This is a genomic window from uncultured Sphingomonas sp. (genome assembly GCF_946477935.1).
Taxonomy (GTDB): domain Bacteria; phylum Pseudomonadota; class Alphaproteobacteria; order Sphingomonadales; family Sphingomonadaceae; genus Sphingomonas.
In genome coordinates this window covers 1-9,765 of the sequence record NZ_CAMLAC010000134.1, presented here as the reverse complement: position 1 = coordinate 9,765, position 9,765 = coordinate 1, and the positions used below count along the sequence as shown (strand labels likewise).

Genomic DNA, 9,765 nt, shown 5'->3' with positions numbered 1-9,765 from the left:
AGCGCCGGCCTGTCACGCCGGAGGTCGCGGGTTCGAGCCCCGTCACTCGCGCCATCCTCTCTACGGATGGCGGATTTACCTTCTCGCGAGATGCGAGACTTTTCCCGAATTACGTTTGTAAGCGTTGCGCTTTTTAGGGCGTGGTGGATTGGTTCACGCGAAGCCGCGATGACGCGAAGAAGATTTTGTTCGCGCGGAGGCGCGGAGGCGCGGAGGCGCGGAGTGGTTGCGCGAGCCGAAGGCTCATTCATTCGGTATCGATCGTTGCTTGTCTTCCGATCGTGGGTGTCGTGCTGCCGGGCGGCAGGCACTACCTCTCCGCGCCTCCGCGCCTCCGCGTGAACCCTCCTTCTTTTATCTTCGCGGCTTCGCGTGAGCCAAATTTCATCGCCGTCCGCCTTCCATCCAGCGCAGGAGGGGTTTCATCGGGGTGATCCAGACGATGCCGGTGACGAGATAGAAGACCAGTTGCAGCGTCCAGTGCCAGCGGCCCACCGTGGCCGACAGGCTGGTGATCAGGATCGCCCACGCGGCGATGATCGCCAGGATCAGGAGCATGCCGGCGGGTTTGCGCCAACTGGGGGTCATGGAACGATCCAATCGAGTTCGGTGGCGATGGCGTGCAGGGGCACGTCCCACGGGTCGGGTACGAGGGCCTCCACCTGTTGCACCGACCAGGCGATGCCGATGCGCCGGGCGGTCGGGAACTGCGCGAAGGCGCGGTCGTAATGACCGGCGCCCTGGCCCAGCCGGTTGCCACGGGCGTCGAAGGCGACGAGCGGGGTCAGGATGATGTCCGGGACGGCGGCCGGTGCGTCGGCGGGGGGCTGTAGCAGGCCGAAAGGGCCGGTGGCGAGCGGTGCGGTGCCGTCCCAGCCGAGGAAGCGGAGCGGCGTTGGCCGATCGATGACGTGCGGCAGCGCCAAAGCGAGGCCGGCCGCACGGGCCGCATGCATGAAGGGTGCGGGATCGGCCTCCGCGCCGACGGGCATGTAGCCTGCTATCGTACCGGCGCCTCGCAGCATCGCGAGGAAGGCGGCGGGCAGGGGTAGAGGGCCGCCGCGATCATGCGCGTCGCGGATGGCGCGCATCCGGGCGCGCAGGGCGCGTTTATCGGTCATGAAAGGCGGGTGGCGGGACCGCCATGGCCGTTTGCCGGAATATCCACTGACGCCCAGTACGTCAGGTGGGGACCATGTGCGTCAGGCCAGGGCCCGGGCAGGGACAGCCCCCTTGGATGATGAATAGCCTCAGGGATGATCGAGGCTCGTACCGGGCAGAACCCGCCGAACACGGACTTAGGCGCTCGGCCCGGTTTGCTCAAGGGCATTGGCAAGACTTTCCAGCCGATCGGCGATGCGGTCGAGCGTCGCCTCGCTGATCGCGGCACCCGCGGGGGGCTGGCGCTCGACGGCTTCGAGGTCGTCGGCGAGCATCAGCGCGACGAACAACATCGCACGTTCGCCATGCTGGCCGCCGGCGGCGCGCAGGGCGGCGGTCCAGCGCTGGTCGAGAACCTGCCCCAGCGTGCGCAGCCGCGCCTCCTCGCCGTCGCGGCATTGCACGGTATGCGGACGGCCGCCGATGCTGAGCGTAACCTGTGCCATCAGTTCTGCGTGCCCCGGGCGATGACCTCGTCAAGCGCGTGTACCGCCTCCGCCATGCGCTCCTTCAGCGCGGCGTGGCGCTCGGCCAGAGTGGCGGCACTGTCCAGCCGCGCCTCGATCGCGGATTCGATGCGCGCGATGGCGGCGTCGATACGGTCCACGGCGGTGGCGGGCGGTGCGGTCGGCTCTGGCATGATCCGGACTTAGGCGGCGGCCGGGTTTGCGGCAAGCGGGAAGCAGCACGCCACCCATGCGGCGCACGAAGACGGGGCAGTGGTTGACAGCGGGCGGCGCGGCTCCGAAAGGCAGTGCCGAACGTTCGGGCTCGCGCGGGGCAGGGATGTGCCATACGGGCCGAACGGGATAAATCGCCGAGTTATTCGGCTGATTTGACAGACTTTTATAGGAGATTGCTGGCATGACGGTCAAGGTTGCAATCAACGGCTTCGGCCGCATCGGTCGTCTGGTTGCGCGCGCCATCCTGGAGCGGGGCGAGGGCGAACTGGAGCTGGTGGCGATCAACGATCTGGCGGACGCCAAGTCGAACGCCTGGCTGTTCAGCCGCGACAGCGTGCATGGCAAGTATCCGGGCGATGTGCATGCCGAGGGCAGCGACATCGTGATCGACGGCAAGCACATCCGCGTGACCGCCGAGCGCGATCCGGCCAATCTGCCGCACAAGGAACTGGGTGTGGACCTAGTGCTGGAATGCACCGGCTTCTTCACCGACAAGGCATCGTGCCAGAAGCATCTCGACGCCGGCGCCAAGAAGGTGCTGATCTCGGCGCCGGGCAAGGGCGTGGACCTGACGGTCGTGTACGGCGTGAACCATGACAAGCTGGAGGCCGGGCACACGATCGTGTCGAACGCATCGTGCACCACCAACTGCCTGGCGCCTGTCGCCAAGGTGCTGAACGACGCGATCGGCATCGAGCGCGGCCTGATGACCACGGTACACGCCTATACCAACGACCAGAAGATCCTGGACCAGATCCATCCCGACCTGCGCCGTGCGCGCGCCGCGGCGATGTCGATGATCCCGACGACCACGGGCGCGGCACGCGCGGTGGGCGAGGTCCTGCCCGAGCTGAAGGGCAAGCTGGACGGCTCCGCGATCCGCGTGCCGGTGCCGGACGTCAGCCTGGTCGACCTGACCTTCACGCCCAAGCGCGACACGACCAAGGACGAGGTCAACGCGATCCTGAAGGCGGCCGCGGACGAGGGCCCGCTGAAGGGCGTGCTGGTCTTCTCCGACGAGCCGCTGGTGTCGATCGACCTGATGCATTCGCCGCAATCCTCGACCGTCGACAGCCTGGAGACGGCGGTGATCGATGGCAAGCTGGTGCGCGTCGTGAGCTGGTACGACAATGAATGGGGCTTCTCCAACCGCATGGTCGACACGGCGACCGCGATGGCGAAGTTCCTCTGAGCGAGGATGGGGCGGGCATGACGGGTACGCTTGCAGGCATCGCACGGCGCGCCCGCCCCAAGGCACCGATGGAGGTGCTGACCAGCGCGGCGGTGACGCTGGATGGGGGCATCGAGGGTGACTGGCGGGGGCAGGTGAAGCCCGGCGGGCGCGGGCGGCGGCAGGTGTCGCTGATCGAGCGGCGCGACTGGGCTGCGGCAATGGCCGAACTGGGCACCGACCTGCCGTGGCAGGAGCGGCGGGCCAACCTGCTGGTCGATGATTTCGACCTGCCGCAGGTGCCGGGAACGCGGTTGCGCGTCGGCCCGGTGCTGCTGGAAATCACGGTGGAATGCGATCCGTGCATCCGGATGGAGGCGGTGGCGCCAGGGCTGGAGGCGGCATTGACGCCGGACTGGCGCGGCGGCGCGCTGGCGCGCGTGATCGAGGGCGGAACGATCGCTGTCGGCGATCAGATCAGGATCGAGGAAGCATGACCAAGGCATTCAAGACGCTGGACGATATCGGCGATATCCACGGCAAGCGCGTGCTGGTGCGCGAGGACCTGAACGTGCCGATGGCGGACGGGCAGGTGAGCGACGACACGCGGCTGCGCGCGACGATCGCCACCGTCACCGAACTGGCGGACAAGGGCGCCATCGTGCTGGTCCTGGCGCATTTCGGCCGGCCCAAGGGCGTGCCGAGTCCGGACATGTCGCTGGCGATGCTGGCCCGGCCCTATGGCACGGTGCTGGGTCGTGAGGTGCGCTACATCGACTGGGAGGGCGACGCGGCGGCGGTGGCGACCATGCAGCCCGGCGACATCGCGATCCTGGAGAATACCCGCTTCTTCGGTGGCGAGGAGAAGAACGATCCGGCGGTGGTCGAGCGTTTCGCCAGCCTGGGCGACCTGTACGTCAACGACGCCTTTTCCGCCGCGCACCGCGCGCATGCCTCGACCGAGGGGCTGGCGCGCGTGCTGCCGGCCTATGCGGGGCGCGCGATGGAGGCGGAGCTGGACGCGCTGGAAAAGGCGCTGGGCGCGCCGGAGCATCCGGTGGCCGCGGTCGTCGGCGGGGCCAAGGTTTCGACCAAGCTGGCGGTGCTGAAGCATCTGGTCGGCAAGGTCGATCACCTGATCATCGGCGGCGGCATGGCGAACACCTTCCTTGCCGCGCGCGGCGTGGATGTGGGCAAGTCGCTGTGTGAGCACGATCTGACTGATACCGCGGAAGAAATTCTGGAGGCGGCGGACCGGGCCAACTGTACGGTGCACCTGCCGTACGACGTGGTGGTCGCGAGGGAGTTCAAGCCGAACCCGGCGACGCGGACGGTGAATGTGCATGAGGTGGCAGCCGACGAGATGATCCTGGACCTGGGGCCGAGTGCGGTCGAGGCGCTGGGGGACGTGCTGAAGAATTGCCGCACGCTGGTGTGGAACGGGCCGCTGGGCGCGTTCGAGACGCCGCCGTTCGACACCGCGACGGTAAGCCTTGCCAAGACCGCGGCGGCACTGACGCAGGACGGCAGCCTCGTCTCCGTCGCCGGTGGCGGCGACACGGTGGCCGCGCTGAACCAGGCGGGCGTGGGCGACAAGTTCACCTTCGTCTCGACCGCCGGCGGCGCGTTCCTGGAGTGGATGGAAGGGCGCGAACTGCCGGGCGTGGCGGCGCTTGGCGCCTGAAGCTCTTCCAAGAGTGAGACATTCTGACGCCGCGGGGGCTTGCAAGCCGCCGCGGCGTTTTTGCGTCATGGTGCATTGCAATGCGCCGGCAGGCCGCGTAGGTTAAACGCGTTAAACGGAGAGTGATGGATGCTCGGCGTCCGGTTGGATACGGAACTGGAAGAACGGCTGGCGGCGGTTGCGCGCACGCAGGGGCGCAGCAAGAGCGACATCGCGCGCGAGGCGGTGCGGCGTTATGTCGACCTGCACGACGAGGCGTATCGCAGGGAGGCGCGACGCCAGTCCGAACGCGCATCCAGGCGCGACGAGGCCGAGGATTTCGCGCTGTGGAATGCCCTGGCGGCCGAGGATGCGGCATGAAGATCAGCCACGGCGCGATCGTGCTGGCCGGCACGAGCGAGAATGGTGGCGATCACCGCCCGTTTCTGGTCGTCCAGTCGGACCTGTACAACGAGAGCCACAACACCATCACCATGTGCCCGATGACCAGCGTGGTGGGGGGCGAGGCGCTGTTCCGCGTCGCCTTCTCCCCGCGCGAGCATACCGGCCTGACCGTCGAGTGCGAGGTGCAGTGCGACAAGATCCTGTCGGTGCCACGCGGCCGGATCGTCAAGGTCCTGGGCCATGCCTCGCCGACGCGGATGGAGCAGGTGGACCAGGCGCTCAGGCGCTGGCTGATGCTCTGACCCCCCTTTTTGCCCTTCTGAGGAGAGTTCGATGACCCCGACCGTCAAGGCCATATTGGACAAGTACGAAGGCACCAATCCGGCGGTGAAGGCCAATCTGGCCCGCATCCTGATGCAAGGGCGCCTGGGTGGCACCGGCAAGCTGATCATCCTGCCGGTCGATCAGGGGTTCGAGCATGGGCCGGCCCGATCCTTTGCGATCAACCCCGAGGCGTACGACCCGCATTATCATTTCCAGCTGGCGATCGATGCCGGCCTGTCGGCCTATGCCGCGCCGCTGGGCATGCTGGAGGCGGGCGCCGAGACCTTCGCCGGTCAGATCCCGACCATCCTGAAAATCAACAGCTCGAACAGCTGGGCGACGTCGATCAACCAGGCGGTGACGGGCAGCGTCGAGGACGCGGTGCGCCTCGGCTGCGCGGCGATCGGCTTCACCATCTATCCGGGGTCGGACGGCATCTTCGATGCGATGGACCAGATCGCGATCCTGTCGGCACAGGCCAAGGAAGCCGGCCTCGCCACCGTCATCTGGAGCTATCCGCGCGGCGGCAAGCTGTCCAAGGACGGTGAGCTGGCGCTGGATGTCGGCGCCTATGCCGCGCACATGGCCGCGCTGCTGGGCGCGCACATCATCAAGGTGAAGCTGCCCTCCGCGCATATCGAGCAGGCCGAGGCGCAGAAGGTGTATGAGGGCACCGACTGGTCGAACCAGGCGGACCGGGTGCGCCATGTGGTGCAGGCGAGCTTTGCCGGGCGCCGGATCGTGGTGTTCTCGGGCGGTGCCGCCAAGGGAGCGGATGCGGTGTATCAGGATGCGCGCGACATTCTGGCCGGTGGCGGCAATGGTTCGATCATCGGGCGCAACACCTTCCAGCGGCCGCGCGCCGATGCGATCGCGATGCTCGACAAGCTGGTGGCGATCTACAAGGGTGAGGAATAAGCCCTGTTCCCCTCCCGCTCGCGGGAGGGGAGTTGTTGCGCAACGGTTGCGGGACTAGGGGACGAGGCATGACGCTTGAAGACGATCCCCTCGGCCCCCTCGACCCCGATTTTGCCGCTGCGTTCACGCGCGACGTGCGGCGGCCGCCGTGCCAGCTTTATCTGATCTCGCCATTGGACGTGGGGGGCGACTTTCCCGACCGGCTGGCGCGTGCGCTGGATGCCGGGTCCGTCGCCGCGTTCCAGTTCCGGGTGAAGGACGTGGACCAGCATGTCGCGGCCAAGCTGGCCGAGCCGTTGCAGCGCCTGTGCGCGGACCGCGAGGTCGCGTTCATCGTCAACGACTCGATCAGCCTGGCAAAGCGGCTGGGAGCCGATGGCGTGCATCTGGGCCAGGATGACGGCGATCCGCGCGAAGCGCGCGATGCGCTGGGGCCTTCGGTGCAGATCGGTGTGACCTGCCATGACAGCCGCCATCTGGCGATGGAGGCGGGTGAGCGCGGCGCGGATTATGTCGCGTTCGGCAGCTTCTATCCAACCACGACCAAGGCGGTGAAGCATCAGGCGGAGCCGGTGTTGCTGTCCTGGTGGTCGACGGTGTTCGAGTTGCCCGCAGTGGCGATCGGCGGGATCACGCCGGACAATGCCGCGCCGCTGGTGCGCGCGGGCGCCGATTTCGTCGCGACATGTGGTGCGGTGTGGAACGGTGACGAAGCTGCGGCAGTGCGTGCCTTTTCCACGGTGCTGGCAACGGCGTAACCTGTTCGGATCATTGCGGTTGGGAAACAAGGGCAATCCCCACGCGTTTTCCGGTGATCTGAGCGATGCGAGTGGAGCGTGCGATGCGGAAGCTGGGTCTGGCGATGGCGGGCGGTATCGCCACTGCGGTGGTCGCCGTCGCGACCGGCCCGGCCCCCGCAACCGTCAGCGAAAGCGGCGGCAGTCACGCATATTCCCGCCATGGTCCGGCTCAAACTTCGGCCCAAATTCCGGCAGGGCGCTTGGGCGTGACAGAGCGATGATGCCGCTGCAGGTGTCGGGCGGGCTGGCGGGGTGATCCCCATCGCCTCGGCGCCGCGTTCGCAACCGCGATGCGGCGTGATTGTCGGGAATAGTGAAGCCGGACACGGAGATGGTGTGTCGGGCCCGATGCCGTGACGCGGCTGGGCTGGGTTATTCTGACGCTGATCCTGTTCGGGATTGCGGCATTCGCGTCGATGCTGTCCTTCGGATCTTCGCCGGAACCCCGGAGGGTGCCGAGGGCGGCGCCAAATGTCGAAGCAGCCGGGGGCGGATTGCGGATGCCGGTGCGCGGCGTCTCCGCGGCGGCGCTGCGCGACAATTGGGGCGAGGCCCGGGCGGGCGGCGCGCGTGAGCATCATGCGATCGACATCATGGCGTCGACGGGGACGCCGGTGCTGGCGACGGCGCCGGGCACCATAGAGAAGCTGTTCGACAGCCATGATGGCGGGCATACCATCTATCAGCGCAGCGCCGATGGCGGGACCGTCTATTATTATGCGCATCTGGCGGGCTATCGCGCCGGGCTGCACGAGGGGCAAAGGTTGCGCGGCGGCGAAGGGATTGGTTTCGTGGGGGCGACCGGCAATGCCGATGCCGGCGCACCGCACCTGCATTTCGAGGTCAAGCGCATGGCGCCGGGCGAGCGCTGGTGGCAGGGCACGAACGTCAACCCATACCCGCTGCTTGCCGAACCGGATGCCAATCGCTAGATCGCGCGGCACCGGGCGTACCCACGCCCTTCGCTCTTTCCAGCAGGTTGAACCCCATGAAGATCAGCGGCGTGGACATTCGTCCCGGCAACATCATCGAGTATGAAGGCGGCATCTGGCGCGCGGTCAAGATCCAGCACACGCAGCCCGGCAAGGGCGGTGCCTATATGCAGGTCGAGTTGAAGAACCTGCGCGACGGCCGCAAGAACAATGTCCGCTTTCGCTCGGCCGAGACGGTGGAGCGCGTGCGGCTCGATACCAAGGACTTCCAGTTCCTGTTCGCCGATGGCGATAGCCTGGTCTTCATGGACAAGGACACCTACGACCAGGTCTCGCTGCCGCGCGATCTGCTGGGTGACGCTGCGGCGTTCCTGCAGGATGGCATGGACGTGGTGATGGAACTCTATGACGAAGAGCCGATCAGCGTGCAGTTGCCCGACACGATCGAGGCGACGATCGTCGAGGCGGACGCGGTGGTGAAGGGGCAGACGGCATCGTCGTCCTACAAGCCCGCGATGCTCGACAATGGCGTGCGCGTGATGGTGCCGCCGCACATCGCGGCCGGCACGCGTATCGTGGTCGACGTGTACGAGCAGACCTACGTCCGCCGCGCGGACTGATCCGAACCCTTCGCTCCCGCCGCTGCCAGGCGGGAGCGACAAGAACAGGCTCCGGCTTGCGGACAACCCGCGAGCGGAGAGAAAGAACAGAGCCATGCCCTCCCATTCCGGTCTTCTCACCATCATGGAGCGCGCGGTGCGCAAGGCCGCGCCGCGGCTGCGTCGCGACTTCAACGAGGTGCAGCACCTTCAGGTCAGCCGCAAGGGGCCTGCCGACTTCGTGTCGATGGCCGACAAGCGCGCCGAGGAAACCATTTTCGAGGAACTGCGCAAGTCGCGGCCCGACTGGGGTTTCCTGATGGAAGAGGGCGGCGAGATCGCCGGCGACCCCACCAAGCCCCGCTTTATCGTCGATCCGCTGGATGGCACGTCTAACTTCCTGCACGGCATTCCGCACTTCTGCATCTCGATCGCGGTCGAGGAGCCGTTGGCGAACGGCAAGCGCGAGGTGACGACCGGGCTGATCTACCAGCCGCTGACCGATGAAAGCTTCTGGGCCGAGAAGGGGCGGGGCGCCTGGCTGCAGGGCGGGCGGCTGCGCGTGTCGTCGCGTCGGGACATGTCCGAAGCGTTGATCGCGACCGGCATCCCGTTCCTGGGACATGGCGACTTCGTGGAATGGAGCCGCATCTTCGGGGCGGTCGCACCCGAAGTCGCCGGCATCCGCCGGTTCGGTTCGGCCGCGCTCGATCTCGCCTGGGTGGCGGCGGGGCGGTATGACGGGTTCTGGGAATCCGGGCTGAAGCCTTGGGACGGTGCGGCCGGCATGCTGCTGGTAAAGGAAGCTGGCGGCTTCGTTACCGATTTCCGTGGTACCGATCGCTCGATCGAGCGCGGCGAATATCTGGCGGGTAACGAGGCGCTGCACTCGCGCCTGCACAAGCTGGTGGCGAACGCCTTGCGTTGATGTGAACTTTCCCTCTCCCCCGCGGGGAGAGGGAAGGGGCCCGCTGCCATAAGGCAGTGGGAAGGGTGAGGGGCAGACCAGCAGTGTGGCGCTGCTTGGCGGCCCCTCACCCTCCCCACGGCTTCGCCGCGGATCCCCTCCAGCATCAGGTCGTCCATGCCCCCCGGCATGGACTAAACAG

At 67.1% G+C, this 9,765-nt stretch carries 14 protein-coding genes; 10 read left to right on the top strand and 4 right to left on the bottom strand.

Annotation, left to right across the window (positions count from 1 at the left end):
• Nucleotides 1-384: 384 nt before the first annotated feature.
• From Q0U08_RS13530 to Q0U08_RS13515, 4 genes are all read right to left on the bottom strand, one after another.
• On the bottom strand, nt 385-588 hold the full coding sequence (locus Q0U08_RS13530; RefSeq protein WP_298091913.1) for a DUF2842 domain-containing protein: 204 nt from the start codon (nt 586-588) through the stop codon (nt 385-387).
• Nucleotides 585-1,121 carry a 5-formyltetrahydrofolate cyclo-ligase gene (locus tag Q0U08_RS13525; protein WP_298091912.1) on the bottom strand — a complete coding sequence of 179 codons (537 nt, stop codon included), beginning with the start codon at nt 1,119-1,121 and terminating at the stop codon, nt 585-587. The genes Q0U08_RS13530 and Q0U08_RS13525 overlap by 4 nt, the downstream gene beginning before the upstream one ends.
• A 177-nt stretch (nt 1,122-1,298) precedes the next feature.
• Nucleotides 1,299-1,607, bottom strand: coding sequence for a cell division protein ZapA (locus Q0U08_RS13520; RefSeq protein ID WP_112382789.1), 309 nt, complete (start codon nt 1,605-1,607; stop codon nt 1,299-1,301).
• Nucleotides 1,607-1,801 carry a hypothetical protein gene (locus Q0U08_RS13515; RefSeq protein ID WP_298091911.1) on the bottom strand — a complete coding sequence of 65 codons (195 nt, stop codon included), beginning with the start codon at nt 1,799-1,801 and terminating at the stop codon, nt 1,607-1,609. The genes Q0U08_RS13520 and Q0U08_RS13515 overlap by 1 nt, the downstream gene beginning before the upstream one ends.
• 224 nt (nt 1,802-2,025) lie before the next feature.
• Between Q0U08_RS13515 and gap the strand changes: the two genes are divergently transcribed.
• From gap to Q0U08_RS13465, 10 genes are all read left to right on the top strand, one after another.
• Nucleotides 2,026-3,036 carry a type I glyceraldehyde-3-phosphate dehydrogenase gene (gap, locus tag Q0U08_RS13510; protein ID WP_298091910.1) on the top strand — a complete coding sequence of 337 codons (1,011 nt, stop codon included), beginning with the start codon at nt 2,026-2,028 and terminating at the stop codon, nt 3,034-3,036.
• Nucleotides 3,037-3,053: 17 nt separating this feature from the next.
• On the top strand, nt 3,054-3,512 hold the full coding sequence (locus Q0U08_RS13505) for an MOSC domain-containing protein (protein WP_298091909.1): 459 nt from the start codon (nt 3,054-3,056) through the stop codon (nt 3,510-3,512).
• Complete coding sequence (gene pgk, locus Q0U08_RS13500) at nt 3,509-4,699, top strand: phosphoglycerate kinase (protein WP_298091908.1); 1,191 nt, start codon at nt 3,509-3,511, stop codon at nt 4,697-4,699. Before Q0U08_RS13505 ends, pgk begins: the two co-directional genes overlap by 4 nt.
• A gap of 129 nt (nt 4,700-4,828) precedes the next feature.
• Nucleotides 4,829-5,059: a ribbon-helix-helix protein, CopG family gene (locus Q0U08_RS13495; protein ID WP_298091907.1), complete on the top strand. Its 231-nt coding sequence runs from the start codon at nt 4,829-4,831 to the stop codon at nt 5,057-5,059.
• Nucleotides 5,056-5,385 (top strand): type II toxin-antitoxin system PemK/MazF family toxin, encoded by a 330-nt coding sequence (locus tag Q0U08_RS13490; protein WP_298091906.1) that lies wholly within the window; start codon nt 5,056-5,058, stop codon nt 5,383-5,385. Before Q0U08_RS13495 ends, Q0U08_RS13490 begins: the two co-directional genes overlap by 4 nt.
• Before the next feature lie 31 nt (nt 5,386-5,416).
• Complete coding sequence (locus Q0U08_RS13485; protein WP_298091905.1) at nt 5,417-6,325, top strand: class I fructose-bisphosphate aldolase; 909 nt, start codon at nt 5,417-5,419, stop codon at nt 6,323-6,325.
• 68 nt (nt 6,326-6,393) lie between these two features.
• A complete protein-coding gene (gene thiE, locus Q0U08_RS13480) occupies nt 6,394-7,083 on the top strand; it encodes a thiamine phosphate synthase (protein WP_298091904.1) in 690 nt (229 codons plus the stop codon).
• A gap of 395 nt (nt 7,084-7,478) precedes the next feature.
• Nucleotides 7,479-8,057, top strand: coding sequence for a M23 family metallopeptidase (locus Q0U08_RS13475; RefSeq protein WP_298091903.1), 579 nt, complete (start codon nt 7,479-7,481; stop codon nt 8,055-8,057).
• Nucleotides 8,058-8,113: 56 nt separating this feature from the next.
• Entirely contained in the window at nt 8,114-8,677 is a 564-nt protein-coding gene (gene efp, locus Q0U08_RS13470) for an elongation factor P (RefSeq protein ID WP_112382798.1), read from the top strand.
• A 94-nt stretch (nt 8,678-8,771) separates the two neighbouring features.
• Nucleotides 8,772-9,584: an inositol monophosphatase family protein gene (locus Q0U08_RS13465; protein WP_112382799.1), complete on the top strand. Its 813-nt coding sequence runs from the start codon at nt 8,772-8,774 to the stop codon at nt 9,582-9,584.
• Nucleotides 9,585-9,765: the final 181 nt, after the last annotated feature.

Bases quoted from the DNA above. Each gene is read 5' to 3' on its own strand.
- Q0U08_RS13530 (WP_298091913.1), bottom strand. From the start codon at position 588: ATGACCCCCAGTTGGCGCAAACCCGCCGGCATGCTCCTGATCCTGGCG.
- Q0U08_RS13525 (WP_298091912.1), bottom strand. From the start codon at position 1,121: ATGACCGATAAACGCGCCCTGCGCGCCCGGATGCGCGCCATCCGCGAC.
- Q0U08_RS13520 (WP_112382789.1), bottom strand. From the start codon at position 1,607: ATGGCACAGGTTACGCTCAGCATCGGCGGCCGTCCGCATACCGTGCAA.
- Q0U08_RS13515 (WP_298091911.1), bottom strand. From the start codon at position 1,801: ATGCCAGAGCCGACCGCACCGCCCGCCACCGCCGTGGACCGTATCGAC.
- gap (WP_298091910.1), top strand. From the start codon at position 2,026: ATGACGGTCAAGGTTGCAATCAACGGCTTCGGCCGCATCGGTCGTCTG.
- Q0U08_RS13505 (WP_298091909.1), top strand. From the start codon at position 3,054: ATGACGGGTACGCTTGCAGGCATCGCACGGCGCGCCCGCCCCAAGGCA.
- pgk (WP_298091908.1), top strand. From the start codon at position 3,509: ATGACCAAGGCATTCAAGACGCTGGACGATATCGGCGATATCCACGGC.
- Q0U08_RS13495 (WP_298091907.1), top strand. From the start codon at position 4,829: ATGCTCGGCGTCCGGTTGGATACGGAACTGGAAGAACGGCTGGCGGCG.
- Q0U08_RS13490 (WP_298091906.1), top strand. From the start codon at position 5,056: ATGAAGATCAGCCACGGCGCGATCGTGCTGGCCGGCACGAGCGAGAAT.
- Q0U08_RS13485 (WP_298091905.1), top strand. From the start codon at position 5,417: ATGACCCCGACCGTCAAGGCCATATTGGACAAGTACGAAGGCACCAAT.
- thiE (WP_298091904.1), top strand. From the start codon at position 6,394: ATGACGCTTGAAGACGATCCCCTCGGCCCCCTCGACCCCGATTTTGCC.
- efp (WP_112382798.1), top strand. From the start codon at position 8,114: ATGAAGATCAGCGGCGTGGACATTCGTCCCGGCAACATCATCGAGTAT.
- Q0U08_RS13465 (WP_112382799.1), top strand. From the start codon at position 8,772: ATGCCCTCCCATTCCGGTCTTCTCACCATCATGGAGCGCGCGGTGCGC.